The following is a 17,432-nucleotide window of genomic DNA, read 5'->3' on the forward strand; positions in this document are numbered from 1 at the left end:
GATGTCCGGGTTTTCCTGCGCGGCGGCGCGCAGCATGGCGAACAGGCCGCGCAGCGCCATGCCGTCGTCGCTGTCGGGCACGACCAGCAGCAGCCGGCCGGCGGCGCCGTCGCGCAAGTGGGCGAGCAGGGCGGAGGCGTGGCGGACATAGCGCGTAGCGAGGTCGCCGTCGGCGGCCGGCAGGGCGAGCAGACGCGGTTGGCCGTCCAGGGTGGCGGCGCGGCGGAATGCGGCTTCGTCGACTTCGCACAAGAGGACGAGATCGGCGGTATCGAGAGCGGCGGCTTCCGACCAGGCGGGGGCGGCGAGCAGGGTGGCGTGTTCGGCGGCGGCGGGGAGTTCGCGGCTGGCGAAGCCGCTGACGGCGGCGCAGACGCGGCCCAGCTCGTCGCAGAGGGTCAGATCCATTTTCTGGAGCTGTCGTCCGGTGGCGGCGCGGCGGATGACGGCGACGGTTTGCCGGGGTAGCGGGGCCCAGAACTGGAGTTTGTCGATGGAGAACGGCAGCAGGGTGGCGCGCGGCGGCTGATCGTGATGGAAACCGACGCAGGCCTGCAGGGCGCCGTCGAGCAGGCTGGGATGGAGGAGATAGCCGTCGGCCGGGACGGCCTCGGGCAGCGTCAGCCGGGCGAGAACGATATCGTCTCGACGCGACAGCCGCAGGCTGCGCAGTGCCTGGAATGCCGGACCGTAGTTCAGCCCCATTTGCGTGAATGTGGCATAGCAGCCCTCTACGTCCAAGGTCAGGTCGCAGCGGGACTCGAGCGCGGCGAGGTCTTCGACGGGCGCCTCGCCGTCGGCGGACGGCGCGATGTGGCCGCTGCTGTAGACGAGCGCTCCGCCATCGGCGGCCTCCCCATAGATTTCAAACGCGGGCTGGCCGTCCTCCTGTAGCGCGAACCCTATATGCATGGCCAATGAGTCGCCCTCCAGCCGCAGCGGCTGTTGGAAAACCACATGCTGCAATTCGACCGCGCACGACGCCTGCGCGTCCTGGGAGAAGCGGGCGGCAACCAGGGCCAGTTCGAGCTGAGCCGCTGCGGGCAATACCTTGCCGCCCTGGACGACGTGGTCGCGCAACACGAAGTCTTCCGCCGACAGCTCGGCGCTGAAGCGCTGTTCGCTCAAGGTGGAGGTGTTGCGTTGCGCCAGCGGGTGCAGGCGCGCGGGCTCGGTCGAATGGCCGCTTGGCCGGCTGTTTTCCACCCAATAGCGGTCGCGGGCGAAGGGATAGGTGGGCAAGTGCGTCAGGGCGGGAGGGCGCGAGCCGAACAGCGCGTCCCAGTCCAGGTCGTAGCCTGCGCTAAACAGCTCGGCCAGCGCCAGCAGGTGCTCTTGCAAGATTTCGGCCGATACCGTGGGGTCTGCGCATTGTGCGAGCAATTGCTGGCCGTAATGCCGCAAGCTCTTTTGCGCAGTGAAATCGTGGCCGACCTTGCCATGGAAGACATAGGGCAGGGTCTCTTCGGCTTCCCAGGCGCGCAGCGCGTGGCCGGCGTCTTGCACCACGACCGCGGTGCGATGCGCGAAGTGTTGCCGTCCCGCCAGCAGGGTGCGGCTCATCCGCCACATCGCCGCTCGGCTCCACGGTTGTCCACGCAGGGTGGCGCATAGGTCGGCGGTCTTTTGCCGCAAGGCGTCCGGGCTGCGGGCGGACAGAACCAGCAGGAAGAACGCGGGCGCTTCGATCTCGGGCGCCGGCGCGTCATGGCTGGCGAGCACCAGGTGGGCGTTGGTGCCGCTCATGCCGAAAGCGCTGATCGCGCCCAGTCGCGGACGGGGATGGCTGGGCCAGCGGGTCGCCTCGCGATTGAGCCGGAAGGGGCTGTTCGCCCAATCTATGTAGTCGCTCTCCTGTTCGCAGTGCAGGCTGGGCGGTATCAACTGGTGCCGCATCGCCTGTGCCATCGCCACCAGGTTGACCAGGCCCGATGCGGCGAAGGTGTGTCCGACATTCGGCTTGGTCGACGTGATGGCGCAATGCGCGATGTCGCGGTCTCCCAGTTCGGCGAACGCCTCGTGCAGCGAACCGATTTCCACCGGGTCGCCCAGGCGCGTGCCGGTGCCGTGGGCGATCACATAGTCCAGTTCGGCGACATTCACGTGATGCTTGCGGTAAACGTCGCGCAGCAGCCTGGCCTGGGCGCTGCCGCTGGGCGCCATGATGCCGTTGGTTTTGCCGTCGTAGTTGATTCCGCTGGCACGGATCACCGCGTGGATCGGGTCGCCGTCCGCTAAAGCCTGGGACAGTGGCTTGAGCGTCAAGGCGACCACGGCTTCGCCGGGGACCAAGCCATTGGCGCGCTGGTCGAAGGCGTAGGTGCGGCCGTCCGCTGACAGCATGCCGGCCTGGCCTAGGCTGACGAAAATGTCCGGGCCCAGCAGCAGATTGGCCGCAGCCGCCACCGCGACGTCGCATTCGCCCTGTCGCAGGGCCATGCAGGCCTGGTGCACGGCCACCAGGCCCGAAGAGCAGGCGGTGTTGATGGCCATGACCGGGCCGCTCAAATTCAACGAGTAGGCCAAGCGGGCAGCCAGAATGGCGTCGTGGTTGGCGGTGACGTTGCCGCTGCCGGTCGGCAGCCTGAGTTGGTAATCGCCTTGCTCGACGCCGACATACATGCCCACGCGGGCGCGCGCCAGACGCTGGCCGCCCAAGCCCGCGTCTTCCAGCGCGCGCCAGGACTCTTGCAGCAGCAGCCGCTGCCGGGGATCGATCTGCTGCGCGTCGCGCGGCGAAATCTCGAAGAACAGCGGGTCGAACTCGTCGACGCCGGGCACCGCGGCCAGCCATTTGCCGACGGTCTTGCCGGGCATGGCGGGGGCGTCGCTGTAAATGTCTCGCCAGTCGAAGCGCTCGGCGGGAATTTCCCGCACCGTGTCCAGCCCTTGCGCCAGAATGCGCCAGAACTCATCGATATCGCGCGCGTCGGGGAATCGACCGCTCATGCCGATGATGGCGATGGCTTCGCTCTCCGCCGGCGAAGCCGGCGTTGCGCGGGGGGCGGGCGCCGCCGGCGCCGCTTGCGGCGGCGTTTCGCTCTGGCCGGACGCGCCTTGGCCGTAATGCTGGCGAATGCGCGGGGCGTCCTCGCTCAGCAAGCTGTCCGCCACGGCATTCAGGCTGGCGTGGGTATAGAACATTGCCGGAGAAGTGGCGACGCCGTAACGCGCGTTGATGGCGAGGGAGAGTTGCGCCAGGCTGATCGAGTCGAAGCCGTAGCGGGTCATCATTTCGTCCGCATCGATGCGGCCGCGCTCCAGCTTGAGCAAATCGCCAGCCATCGTCTTCAAGTCCCAGACGACGCTTTGCTTGAGATCCAGCCCCTGCAGTTCCGCGCGTGGCGGCAAGCGGCCGGCCGCCGGGCTTGCCGCCGGCAACAGCCGCGCCACCTTGTCGTATTCGCCGGCCAGCAGGACAGGGTGGCTCGCGCCGCCAGCCAGCAGGGTTTCGAACCAGGTCAGCGCAAGGTCGGTGTCCAGCGCGACCAGGCCGCTGGCTGCCAGGTAGCGTTCGGCCGCCTGGTCCGATTGCCGCATGCCGCCATCGCGCCAAAATGGCCAGGCGATGGCGATGCTGCGTCCGCTGGCTTCGCCGCGCTCGACGCGGGCTTGGCGCAGCCTGGCGTGGGCCAACAGGAAGCGGTTGGCCATCGCGTAGTCGCAAGCGCCGAAATCGCCGAGCACCGCGGACAGCGAGGAGAAATGGCAGAAAAAGTCCAGGCTCAGCCCCGCCGTCGCCCGCTCCAGCGCCAGCGCCCCCGCGATCTTGGCGTCCAGCACCGCCCGCCGCTCGGCGGGCAACGCGTCGGCCAGCGCCGCGTGGTGGAGGCGGCCTGCCACGTGCACCACGCCATGCAGGGCGCCGAAACGAGCCAGCGTCTGCCGCACCGCTTCGTGGACGGCATGCTGGTCGGCGATGTCGCTCTGCAGATAAATCGCCTCGCCTCCTAAGGCCGCCAGCTCGTCCAGGCTGCGTTGTTTTTCCTCGTCGAGCGGACCGCTGCCCAGTAGGGCCAGCTTGGCCGCATGGCGCTTGGCCAGATGCCGGCTCAGCAACAGACCGATGTGGCCGAGCCCGCCGCTGATCAGATATACCCCGCCGCGCCGTAGCGCCTGGCCGTCTTGCGGCGCGGGCAATGGACTCAGACGGGATTGATGGCGGGCCTCGTTGCGATACAGGACGCTGTCCTCCATGGCGCGACCCGCTTCATCGGCGATGCGGGACAGCATGAAGTCGTCATCGGCCGCGCCGTGGAAGATCGCGCAGCGTAGCGAAGGCGCGGCGCGGCGGCGGGTGCGTTCCGTCCCCAGCCAGGCTTCGAGCCGCGCGAGCTCGTTGTCGTCGCGCGCGCGGCCGGCCAACAGCAGCTGTCCGCAATCGCTGGGCAGCGCGGATAGCAAGGGCAGAAGGCAGCCGCCGTCGCGGACGTACTCTTGCTCGCTCAAGGGCCAAAGGCAAAGCGCGGCGTCAAACGTCCCCAGGGCGGCCAGACCGGCGGCCGGAGACGCCGGGTCGATGACCTCGATGGTTAGGTTTTGCTCGCGCCAACGCGCTTGCGCTTGCGGATGCGTTGCAAACATTGGCCGGCAGGCCGCGTGCCGTTCGGTCAGCAAGGTCGACAGGGCCTGCTGTTGTCGCGGTGTGGAAACCAGGCACAGCGGGGCGTCGGGCCAGCGCGACGGCGCTTGCGTCGCGGGCTGGGCTTGCCAATCCTCCTGGTATAGCCAGACCGGCGGCGGCGCTTGCGGCGGCGCCGTGTCAAGCGTTGCCCAGTAGCGTTCCTTGGCGAAGGGATAGCCGGGCAGGGGGAGGCGCCGCGGAGCCGGGCCCGCCTGATAGAGCGCGTCCACGTCAAGCTCACCGGTGCGCAGCCAGCGCGCGGCTTGCGCGCAGAGCGGCGATGCGCCGGCGGCTTGCGATGCGTCGAGGTAAAGATCGGGAGAGGGGCGCCGTTCGAGGAATGCGGTCAACGCGTTTCGCGCTTGCTCCGGCGTCGATGCCTCTATCGCCAGCCGGCACTTCAGGGTCTCGCGGCCGACCTGCAAGGTATAGGCGACATCGCGCAGTGTGCCGGCGGGCCTCGCGCTTGCGCTGAGGACGCGCAACAGACTGGCGGCGTATTCGCGCAACCGTTCGTCGTCCATGGCAGACAGCATCAGCAGCACCGGGCCGCTCGAAGAGGCGTTGGCGTCTGCCGCTTCGGGCAAATATTCCTCGACGATGAGGTGAGCATTGGCGCCGCCGGCGCCGAAGGATGAAATGCCGGCGACGCGCGGCAGCTCGGCGCCGTTATCCGCATGCTGGCGCGGCCAGTCTTGCAGGCCTTGCACCACGGTAAACGGCGTGGAGGCGAAATCGATGCGAGGATTCAAGCGGGCGCTGTGCAGACTGGGAGCCAGCTGACCGGCGCGCATTTGCAGCAGCACCTTGGTCAGACCGGCGATGCCGGCGGCGCTTTCGGCATGACCGATATTGCTTTTCACCGAGCCGATGCGGCAGCTTGCGACGCCGCGATGTTGGTCGCCGAAGGCCTGGCTCAGGCCGGCGATTTCGATCGGATCGCCAAGCGCCGTGCCAGTGCCGTGAGCTTCGATATAGCCGATGCGGCTTGGGCTTAGGTCGGCGCGCGCCAACGCCGCGCGAATGACTTCGGCGTGCGCGGCCGGGTCGGGCACGGTATAGCCATTGGTCCGTCCGCCATGGTTGATGGCGCTGCCGCGGATCAAGCCATAGATATGGTCGCCGTCGGCCAGGGCGCGGGACAGTGGCTTGAGCAGCACCGCGCCCACGCCTTCGGCGGGCACGAAGCCATCGCCGCCCTCGCCGAAGCTGCGGCAGCGGCCATCGCTCGACGACATGGTCAGCATGGCCTGGGACACGTATTTGCTGGGGTGCAGAGACAAATTGACGCCGCCGGCCAGCGCCCAGTCGCAATCGCCCGCGCGCATGCTTTCCACGGCCAGATGCAAGGCGGTCAGCGAGGACGAGCACATGGTATCCACCGCCAGGCTGGGGCCTTTGAGGTCGAGCGCATAGGAAACGCGGTTGGCGATGGCGGAGAAAGAGCCGCTGAACGGCAGATCCGGCCCCAGGCTGGGATATAGCTGGTACTCGCCGTACATGACGCCGACGAAGACGCCGACCCGGCTCTGGCAGCCGCGTCGCAGGCTGTCGCGGTTGTAGCCGGCATCCTCCACCGCATGCCAGGCGGTTTGCATGAACAAGCGAATCTGCGGGTCGGTCAACGCCGCGTCGCGCGGCGACATATTGAAGAATAGCGGGTCGAAGGCGTCGACATCGCTTAGGAAGCCGCCCCATTTGCTGTAGGTGCGGCCTGGCTGGCCGCGCTCGGACGAGAACACCGCCTGATGATCCCAGCGCGGCGGAATCTCCTCGACGCAATCCTCCCCCTGGCTGAGCCGGCGCCAGAACTCGTCCAGCGAGTCCGCTTTGGGGTAGCGTCCGCTCAGCCCCACGATGGCGATGGGTTCCCTGGCGTCCGCCGCCACGGCGCGGGCTTGCGGGCGCGGCGCCGCCATGGACAGGCCGTCCAGCCGGCGCGCCACATCTTCCAGCGAGCGGCATTCGAAGAACAGCGTCGGGGGCACCGAACCCAGCCTGTCGGTCAGCGCGCGGGTCAGCGATTCCATCATCAGGGAGCTCAGCCCAAGCTCTTCAAGCCTGGCGTGCATGTCGATGCGCCGCAAGGGCAGTTCGGTGACGCGGGCCACTTCGCGCAGCAGGAAGCCGCGCAAGGATTTGGCGTCGCCGCTCGCGTCGGCTGGCGCGGCGCTGGGCGCATCGATCCAGTGGCGAACCGGCGCGAACGGATAGCCGGGCAAGGCCAGCCGTCTTGGGGGGCGGCCGTCGGGACGCGGGCCTGCGGCCGGAGCGCCGGCGACCCAGGCTCGCGCCTGGATTTGCGCATCGTCGTTGGCGGAGGCGGAGTCGGGCGCGTCGGCGGCGGCGCGTCCAGACAGGGTGGCAAAGCCTTCTCCAGCGGTGTCCTGCTGGGCGGACAGCCAGCATGACAAGGCCCTGCGCAGCGCGGCGCCATCTTGTGCGATGATGGCCAGCCGCTGGGGGAGGGCCGCGCGGCCCTGGGCCAGGGTGAAGGCGATATCGTCCAGCGCCAGCTCCGTTCGCGCCGACAGAAAGTCGAACAGTTCTCGCGCCAGCGCGCGCAGCCTTTCGTTGTCGGCCGCGCTTAGCGCGATGCATTGCGGGATGCCGGATGGTTCCGGCCTCTGCGGGCACAGATCGGCGGCCGAGGGTTCGGCGATGAGCAGTTGGCCGCCGGTCCCCGCGGCACCCTGGGCGTTGATCATGGCGATGCGGCGGCGGTCTCCGGCCTGCCAGTCCAGCTGGCTGCGGGCGATGGCCAGTCGGTCATCGTCGGCGATCAGCGGATTGGCGGGCTCGCTGTTCAAGGAGGGATAGATCGCGCCATCGCGAAACTGGGCCAATACCTTGAAGAGCTGCGAGAACAGCGAGGCGGATTCGAGGTGGCCGACATTGCCCTTGACGCTGCCGACGCGGCAGGGCGCGCGGCGCGGCGCGGCGCAGAACACGCTGCGCAGGGCCTCAATCTCGGCGGCGTCGGCCAGGCTGGCGCCGGGCGCGGCCGCTTCGATGTAGTCGATGTCTTCGGCCGCCAGGCCGGCGCTGGCCAGCGCTTGGCGCATGCACTGCGCTTGTCTGGACGAGACGGGCGCGCCGAAGCGCGAGGCGCGGGCGCTATGGCCGATGGCGCTGCCCAGAATCAGGCCGTGAATCTGGTCGCCGTCGCGCCGTGCCGCGTCAAGCGGCTTGAGCAGGATGACGCCTACCCCTTCACCGGGCGCCCAACCGTCGGCGGCGGCGGAGAACGGCCGGCTCACGCCGGAGGCCGACAGATAGTTCGAGTCGGCCAGCATGCGCAAGTGGTAAGCATGCGAGATCAGGTTGACGCCGGCGACCAGCGCGAGCTCGCATTCGCCGCGCAGCAGGCTTTCCCGCGCGAGGTGGACGGCGGCCATGGCCGAGGAGCAGGATGTGTTGACGGCGATGCTGGGGCCGCCGAAGTCGAAGAAGAAGGAGAGGCGATTGGCGAGCGAGGCGTGATAGGACGCTTCCCGAATTTGGCCATCCTGGCGCCATGCCTCGACGCCGTGGCTTTGATAGTCGTTCCACATCGCGCCGACGAATACCGCCACGCGCTTGTCGGCGGCGCGCAGCGTCGCCGCGCTGTAGCCGGCGTTTTCTAGCGCGGACCAGGCCGTTTCCAGCAACAACCTTTCCTGCGGATCCAGTCGCTTGGCTTCCGCGGGCGAGATATGGAAAAGCTGGCTGTCGAAGCGGTCGATGCCTTCCAGATACCCTCCCGGCGGCAATGCGCCGTTGCCGGCGAACAAGGCCGCGCGTTCCGCGCTGGGCGGCGCGATGGCGCTGCGGCCGCCGCGCAACAGCGCGGCATAGCCATCGAGCGAGTCCGCGCCGGGCATCCGTCCCGCCAAGCCTATGATGGCGACGCCGCGCTTGTCCTCGACGGCGAGCGGCATTTGCGCATCGGCGGTACGCAGCAGACGAGGGCGCGCTGTCGAATCCGGCCATGGCCCGCCTACCAGACTGTGCAGCGGCTCTACTTCGAAGGCATCGGCGATGCGGTCGAACAGCAGTCCGCCGATAGGGCACAGCCCCAGGCCGAAATCCGCCTGGTAGCGCACCCAGTTTTGCGCGGCGGCCCCGGCGGCGAGCAGGTCGAACCGCTCCGCTTGCGCGTCTGGCAACGCAGCATGCCGTTTTGCCGGCATCAGGAACAGCGCGAAGGCGCATGTCTTGAAGTGCTGCCGGTTGTACGGCGTGTACGCCAGCGCCAACTGATCGGCGGAGAGCGCCGCCAGCCAAACCAGTTGATGGCGCTCGGCGTCGTAGCGGTAGCAGCCTTCCGCCAAACCGTCGATGGCGCCTTCCCGCAGCCATGCCCGGATCTCGCACCCGCCCAACGCCAACGCGTCCGGCGCCAATGCGAGCCGCGCGGCAGCGCTGTCTCGGCTTCTGGCCAGACTGAGCAGCCCGCCCAACGCGTCCAGGCTGAGTTTGGTGTCGGTGAAGCGGCGCCGGCTGGCGCGCAAACGATATTCCGGCCAGTCGAAACTGCCGCCAGGCAAGGGGTGGCGAGCCGCCGACGCGTCGAAACGGCGGAATTGCCGCTGCTCGGCGCGGATGGCCGCTTCCTCTCCCTTGTTCGCCGCGACTTCGCCCCAGTTCGTCGGCTGCCGTTCGGGACAGAGCAAGCGCGAGGCGCCGTCAGGCGCCGGCAAGGCGGGCAGAGCGCCGCCGTCATCTAGAAACGCGGCGAGTGGGGCCCGGCGCGGCGAGCCGGGCCGGCCGAGCAGCAGCACCTGAATGATCCGCTCGTCATCGGATAGGCCCAGCCAGCCGTGTAATCTGTCTGAGGCCAGCCAGGCGGCAGGCTCCACGGTTATTTGCTTGGACTGGCGGGGATCGCGCAGCAATTGCTGCATATAGCCGGCTTCCAGCAGCAATAGGCCGGCGCCGGCATGGCCGTAAATAGGCAGGATGGCGCGGGTGGCCGCCACGAGGAACACCGACGCCCGCGACTGGCCAAGCAGCGGCGCGTCGTAGGCGCTGAAATTGTCGGGCTGGAGGATCGAGGCGGCTGCGCCAGCGCCCGCGCCAACATCTATGAGTGCATGGCGAACCGGGTCGTAGTAGTACACGCCGCCGGATAGGCCGGCTACCGCGCCGGGCTTGAGCGCCACATAGGCGCGTACGGCGTTGAGGCCGCCACTGGAGGGATAGAGGTATTTGGCGGAATTTGCGCCGTTTTCCTGCCCCGCCCGCAATTGGCCCAGCCAGGCGGCGAAACGCTCCAGCGGCATGGGTTCGTCGGACGGGGAAGAGGCCGTATCGCCTTGATCTGGCCTGGCCCAGTCTTGCAGGTCCGGCTCGCGCAAAGGCACGACGGCGGACAGCCGCGGCAGCAGGTAGTCGGTCAGGCTGGCCAATGTCGGCGAATTCAGCAGGGCGTCCACGGGAATGCCCACCGCGTAGCGCTCGCGCACGGCCTGGACGATCTGGGTCAGCGTCAGCGATGTCGCGCCCAACTCGAACCAGTCCTCGTCTTGTCCTATGCTGTCTCGGCGCAGCAAGCCGCAGACTAGTTTCTGCAGTTTGCCCGGCAATTCACGCCGCAGCGGGTCGGCCGCGCCGCCGCGCATCGGCTTGTCTTGCGGCGCCGGTTCGATGACGGGAAGGCGCGCGCGCAGGAAACCGAAGATGCCGTTCAGCGTGGGTTGATCCAGCAACGCGTCCACCGGCACGACGCCGCCGGTCAGTTCTTGCGCGGCATGAGCAATACGTATCAGGGTCAGCGAAGTCGCGCCCAGGTCGAACAGGTCGGCGTCGTTTTCCACCGGCGTGCCGCCCAGGGTGCCTTGAATGGCCGCGCGCAAGGCTTCGCGCAGGTCATCGGCCGATAGCGCCCGTTGCGGCGCGGGCCGGGGCTCGAAGGCCTCGGCGAGGGGCGCCGCATCCAGCGGCCAGGGCAGGCTGCGTCTATCCAATTTGCCGTGAACGCTGACCGGCATCGTCGGCAGCGTGGCGACCAGGCTGGGGACCATGTAATCGGGTAACTGTTCGGCGGCGAAACGGCGGATATGCTTGGCGTAGGCGGCGCCGTCTTGGGGCGGGTCGGTCTCCACATAGGCGACCAGCTTGGCGTCGCCTTCTTCCTCGCCCCTGACCGTCACCGCGGCGTCGCGCACACCGGGATAACGACGGAGCACGGTTTCGATCTCTCCCAGTTCGAGCCGTTGTCCGCGCAGCTTGACCTGGAAGTCGATTCTTCCTAGATATTCCAGATTGCCGTCCGGCAGCTCGCGCACTCGGTCGCCGGTGCGGTACAACCGCGCGTCCGGATGCTCGGGGTCCGGCACGAAGCTGGCGGCGGTGAGGTCGGGACGCCGCAAATAGCCGCGGGCCAAGGCCACGCCGCCTATGTGCAGCTCGCCCTCTTCGCCGGGGGAAACCGGCCGGCCGGATGGGTCGAGCACTTTGAGTTCCACATTGCTGATCGCCTTGCCGATGGGAACCTTGCCGTCGGGACGCTGCTCGCAGGTCCAGTGGCTGACGTCGACCGCCGCTTCGGTGGGGCCGTATAGATTGTGCAGCCGGCCGGGCATCACTTCGAAATAGCGCGTCATGACGGCGTGGGGCAGCGCCTCGCCGCTGACAAAGACATCGCGCAAGGAAGGGCTGCGCCCCGCGTCAGGCTCCTCTAGGAAGAAACGCAGCATGGAGGGGACGAAATGGCAGACGGCGATGCGTTGCTCGCGTAGCGTCCGCGCCAAGTAATGAGCGTCCTTATGGCCGCCGGGTGCCGCCATTACCACGACGGCGCCGGTCAATAGCGGCCAGAACAGCTCCCAGACCGACACATCGAAGGTGATCGGCGTTTTCTGCAAGACGCGTTCGCCCGGCTGCAGCTGGTATTGCGCTTGCATCCAGAGCAGCCGGTTGGCCACCGCGCCATGCGGCAGCATGCAGCCCTTGGGCTGGCCGGTTGAGCCCGAGGTGTAGAGCACGTAGGCGAGATCGTCCGGCGAGGACAGCGGCTCGACCGGCGTGACGGGATAGCGGTCGAGAAAAGCGGCTTCGCTGTCCAGGCTCAGTACGGTGTCAATTCCGCCCAGGCTGGCCCAGCGCGTCGCGTAGGGCTGCTGGGTGAGCAGTACGAAGACTTCCGCATCCGAGGCCATGAAGGACAGCCGGGCCTGGGGCAGGCCGGCATCCAGCGGCAGATAGGCGCCGCCCGCTTTCAGGATCGCCAAGAGCGCGACCATCAAATGCACGCTGCGATCCATGGTCACGCCGACGACCACATCGGGGCCCACGCCCATTTCCCTGAGGAAATGCGCGCAACGGTTGGCGCGGGCGTTCAGCTCGGCGTAGCTCAGCCAGCCGCGCTCGTCGCATACCGCCTCCGCCTCGGGCGTCAGCTTGGCTTGTTCCTCTATCAGCGTGTGCAGGCAATGCTTCCACGGCGCCTGGTTTGCGTCGCGCAACGTCGAACCCGTCAATTCCATCATGTGTCGTACCCTCTGAATGCTTGATCGTTCTTTATCGAGTTGCGTCAGCGCGGCCGGCGCGGATCAGCAAGTCGGCGTCGGAATCGCCCCATGCGGCCGGATCGTCGGCCAGACGGGTCAGAAGACGCATATACCCTTGGAACATCTCTTCAATCTGCGACGGCTCGTATTCCGACGGCAGATAATCCCAGGCGCAATGCAGCCCTTCGCGCCGCGGCACGCTGATATTGTCCAGATGCACGCCCGGCGTTTTGCTTTGCGCCGCGCCGACCGACCATTCGCCTTCGTCCGGCAGCCGCAAGGCTGGCATGACGCTGGTGAATACCACCGGGTAATGCAGCCCTCTGCTCCGCGCTTGGCGTCGCAAGGCGGCGAGGCCGCTGAGCGGGCGCTGCGCCAGATCCGAGCTCAATTGCGCGGCGACGTCTCGAACCCGGCGCTCGAACGGCAGGGCCGCGCCGTCGTGAGCGACCCAGGCCAGCGCGGTGAAGTCGCCGAGCGCATCGTCTATCGGCGGGTCGGTCGCCAGCCGGTCCCAGTTGGGCGCGACCACGGCCAAAGGCTGCCGCTGGCTCCAGGCGGACAGGGTCTCCAGGTATGCCGCCAATAGAATGGCGTCGGGCGCCACCTGCATGGATTCGGCGTGTCGGCAAAGCGTCGGCCAGCCATAGAGCAGGCCCTCCACCCGGCGGTGATGGGCATCGCCGGATACCGCGGCGCGGCGTCGCGGCAAGGGGGGGGCCTTGGGCAGCGCGGCGAATTTTTCTTTCCAATAATCGGTTCGGCCGCTGCGCATCGTGTCTGCGACGGCCATCCGATAGGCGCGGAAGTCGGCTTGCGGCGCGGTGAGGGGAAGGTGCGGGTATTGATAGGCCTGTAGCAATTGATTGAGCAGTTGCATGATGCTGCGGCCATCGGCGATCAGCATGTCCACCGCCGCGTGCAGCCGGCTGCGCCGGCCAGGTAGATGGGATACCCGCAATTCGAAGAACGGCCAGCCGTCCAGCGGAGCATTGCGCGAGACCATTTCCCGCCGAGTCGTGGCCAGAGTCTGTTCCCGCTCCTGCTCGGATTGCCGGCTGCAGTCCATGATCCGGATCGCGTAGTTTGGCGCGGCGGGCTGTACGCGCTGGGTGCCGTCCGCGCCGATGACGGCGCGCAGCATAGGGTGAATCGCCATCAGAGAGGCCCAGGCGCGTTCCAGTCGACCGACATCCAAGGCCTCGGCTTCGAGCTCCTGATAATACTGGCAGCTGAGACCCGAGCCGTTTGGGCCGCTACGGCCAAACGCGTAGGCCAGCTGTTGATCGCTCAGCGGGAAAGGCGCGGCCGCATGAGAGTGATCGGGGCGCAAGCGCAGCGCGGGCGGTGCGGCGAGGGCAAGCTCAAGGCGAGGGCGCTGCCAACCCTCGGCGTCCAGTTGCTGTTCTATCAGCCGACGATAAGCGTCGAACATGGCCTCGATCAGGCCCGGCGCGTAATAGCCGATCGCCACGTCCCAGCTCAGTTGCAGAGAGCCGTTTTCCTCCACCAGCTGGTGGTCGAGCAACACCTGGGGCGTCTGGTTGAGCATGTGGCTGATCGGCCAGGGCGTCTGCCCGTCGGCGGCGGCCGCGCTGTTGAGCATGGAAGTGAACACCACGGGCAGGCGGATGTCCGCCGCCGCCTGCTTGCGCAGCTTGAGCTCGCGCAGCACGCGCACGCCGCTGATCCGTAGATGATCCAGCGCTTGCCACAGCTCGTTTTGCCTGGCGCGGATCAATTGTGCCAAATCCGCTTGCGGCAGGGGCTCCGCCACGAAGAAATGGGTGGACAAGGCGGGGCCTACCAGGCTGGCGAGTTCTGGGTGCGCAATCAGGCGGTTGGCATGGGTCAGGATCAGCGTGAAGCGCGGATGATCCGACCAGGCCGCCAAGACTTCGCAGAACAGCGTCAGCAGCAGCGAAGTCGTGGTCGCCTCGGCCTGCGCCGCGCGCTTTTTCAACCGTTCGAACTGCGCCGGCGTCAGATCGTGGCGCAGCCGCACGCGCGCGAATTCCGGCTTGGCGGCGGCGGGCAGCGCCGGTCCGGCCGGCATCTCGTCCAGCCGCTGCATCCAGAACGCCAGATCCTGTTGCGCCGCGGCCTCGTCCTCCATGGTTTTGAGGGCGAATACATAATCGCGGAAAGTCAGCGTGGCTTCTCCGCCGATGGACTCGGGTTGCGCGTAGGCGGCAGCCCACTCTCGCAGCAGTTGGTATAGCGAGGGGCCGTCGACGATCAGTTCGTCTATGCCGAAGTGCAGCACGTGGCGGTTGTCGGGATGAATGGTCAGGCGCGCTTCGAAGCGCGGCCAGCCCGCCGCGTCGAACTGCCGCGTCGTCATCCCCGCGCGCAACGATGCCTGGCGCGCCTCGCATTCTTGCGGCGTGAGACGGCGCAGATCGGCGGCGCGTATCCGGTACTCATCCACTTCGGGCAGTACGCGCTGGCGGCCGTCTGGATCGATCACCGCGCGCAGCATGCCATGGCGCGCGATCAGTTTGTTCAAGGCGCGCGTCAGCCGCGCCGGGTCGGCGCGGTTGCCCAGCTCCAGTTCTAGATAAATATGCGCGCACACTCGCTCCGCCGCCGGGCCTAGCGAGCGGCCCACCAAGAAGGATTCTTGAATGTCGGTCAGCGGAAAGGGCTCGAACCTTTCCTCCGGCCGCGGCTGTAGAGACGGTTGCCGCGCGGCGCCGACAGACTGCGGGGCCAATTCGAGCAGGCGGCCCAGCGTCAGCGCCGGGTCGGCCAGTGCGGCGATAGGCAGCGCCTCCCCCAGCGCCTGCTCCAGCGCGAACTTGAGCGTCATCGCATGCAAGGAATGGAAGCCCAGTTCGCGCAAGGCGCGATTCGCCGGTTCTGCCGTCACGGCTCTGCCCAGCACCAAGCGCAGCTGCTCGCGGACGATCTCCTCCGTCGACGACGGGGCCGCCGCGGCCACGACTTCGGGCTCGATGGATGCGGACGACGCATCGAGCAATTCGACCCAGTGTATTTGACGCGCGAAGGGGTAATTGGGGAGATCGGCCAGCGCCGGCTTGGCTGGGTGCAGCCGAGCCCAGGGGATGTCCCCGCCTTGCGCCCACAACAGCGCGAGCCGTGCCAGATCGCGCTGCGTCAACAGTTGTTCGGCGATGGTCGAGGCCAGGTCGCCGCTGATGAGTTGCGCCAGCGCATCCGAAGCGTTATCCCTGTCGGCCTGATGCAGCGCGGGCGCGTCAGTCGGCATCGGCTCGCCGCGCCGCGCCGCGAGAAAGGCTTGCAATCCCTTGATGACGTCGGTCGGCGAATGGGCTGCCCACGCGAGTCGGCAAGGTAAGGCTTGGCGCGAGGTTTGCAGCGTATAGGCGATGCCGGCCAGGGGGAGTTCGGGATGGCGCTCGAGATGCGACAGCAGTCGGTCGGCCATTGCATCGAGTTGCGGACGCGAACGGGCCGACAAAACGATCACCTGTCCGGCCGTCTCGGCCGGATAGGCCTCCTGCTGTGGCGGCGCCTCCTCCAGCACCAGGCTGACATAGCTGCCGCCGGCGCCGAAAGAGTTGATCAGCGCCCGGCGGGGGGCATCGGCGCGCCAGTCGGCCAATTCGGTCTGTAATCGGAAGGGGCTGGCGGCGAAGTCGATGTGGGGGTTGCGCTCGACGGGCGCAAGCGTCGGCAGCAACTCGCGCCGCCGCAGCTGAAACACCACCTTGCTGAGCTGCGACATGGCCGATGCGGCTTCGGCATGGCCTATGCCTGCCTTGACCGAACCCAAGGGGATACGCTCGCCGGCGGAGGAGAACACCTTGGCCAAGGCCAGTGCCTCTACCGCGTCGCTGACCGCGCCGCCATTGGCGGCGGCCTCCACATAGCCGATATCGCGCGGGGAAAGCCTTGCGTTCTCCAGCGCGGCCGTCATCGCCCGGATCTGCGCTTCCATATTGGGCTGCATGTATTGGCGATCGCCGCCGCTGTGGCAGAAGGCGCTGCCGCGGATCACCGCCAGCACCGTATCGCCATCGCGCAGTGCGTCCCGCAAGGGCTTGAGCAAGGCCAGCCCCGCGCCTTCGGCCGGCAAATAGCCGTCGCCGGCGCCGAAGCTGCGCGAGTCGCTCGCGCTGCCGAGCAGCTGCCATTGGCTGAGGCCGATGTATTTGTATGGGTGGATGGACAAGTTGACCCCGCCCGCCACGGCGACCGAGCACTCGCCGGATCGAAGCGACTGGCATGCTTGATGTATCGCTACGGCAGAGGAGGAGCACATGGTGTCGACCGCCACGCTCGGCCCTTCGAAGCCGAAGGCGTTGGAGATCCGGTTGGCCATCGCGCTGGTCGAGGTGACGAGCATGGCGGGGTTGAAATGGGTTTCCGCGTAGGAGGAGCGGTACTGTTGGTACATCGAGCCGACCCACACGCCGACGCGGCCGCGATGGCGCGCGCGCAGCGCGGCGGGGGTATAACCGCCGTTTTCCAGCAGCGCCCAGGTCTGCTCGAGCATGATGCGGCATTGCGGATCCAGCGCCGCCGCGTCGCGCGGCGAGATGTTGAACAGCTCGGCGTCGAACCCGGCCACATCGTCGAGGAAGCCGCCCCATTTGCAATAGCTTCTGCCGATCACGCCCTTGCGCGCATCGAAGTAGCGCGCCACGTCCCAACGCTCGGGCGGAATGTCTTGAATGCAATCTCGACCGGCGCGCAAATTGGTCAGGAAGTCGTCCAGCGTCGCAGCCTGCGGATAGCGGCCGCTTAGGCCGATGATCGCGATGTCTTTTTCGTCGACCTCGGGCAGGGCGGCGGCTTGCGGCAAGGGGGAAGCGATTTCGGCGCGCGGCGCGACGGCCGCCGCTGCCGCCCGGGGCGATCCGCCGGTCTCGCGGGCTGCGAAGTAGCCGGCCAGATCGGCCAGCGTGCCGTACTCAAACAACAGGGTTTTCGGCAGGGGGCCGAAGTGCGTCTCCAAATCATCGATCAATGCCATCATCATGATGGAGTCGACGCCGTAGCGCGCGATCGGCGCCTGTGCGTCCAGCCGCGCCGGCGGCATTTTCAGCCGCCGGGCCAGGATGTCCGCGAGGCGAGTCCGCAGGGCGTCGATATCGGCGCCGGTCGAGGCGCGCGTGTCCACGGCTTGAAGAGAGGGTTTGCGGGCAACGAGGGACGCGCGCTCGGCGAATAGCCCGGATTGCAACTTGCCGGCGTCGCCGTGCAACACCAGGCATTGCGGCTGCCGCCCCGCCAGCGCGCGAAGCAGCGCGGCGAGGCCGGCCGCCGCGGGTAGCGGACTCATGCCGGTGGCGTCGGCCATGCGCGATAGCGTCAAGGCGTCCACT

2 protein-coding genes are annotated in these 17,432 nt (G+C 67.7%); both read right to left on the reverse strand.

The genetic code is table 11. From position 1 onward, the window contains the following. Positions 1-12,096: amino acid adenylation domain-containing protein (locus tag C2I19_RS15745; RefSeq protein WP_146056837.1), on the reverse strand; the 12,096-nt coding region annotated here is incomplete at its 3' end. 31 nt (positions 12,097-12,127) lie between these two features. Next, positions 12,128-17,407, reverse strand: a complete 5,280-nt coding sequence (locus tag C2I19_RS15750) for a beta-ketoacyl synthase N-terminal-like domain-containing protein (RefSeq protein WP_146056838.1) — start codon at positions 17,405-17,407, stop codon at positions 12,128-12,130. Positions 17,408-17,432 lie beyond the last annotated feature (25 nt).

Source organism: Chromobacterium alticapitis (assembly GCF_002924365.1).
GTDB classification, from domain to species: domain Bacteria; phylum Pseudomonadota; class Gammaproteobacteria; order Burkholderiales; family Chromobacteriaceae; genus Chromobacterium; species Chromobacterium alticapitis.

What these genes read in the sequence shown, in the direction of transcription:
- C2I19_RS15750 (WP_146056838.1), bottom strand. Translation starts at nt 17,407, where the DNA reads ATGGCCGACGCCACCGGCATGAGTCCGCTACCCGCGGCGGCCGGCCTC.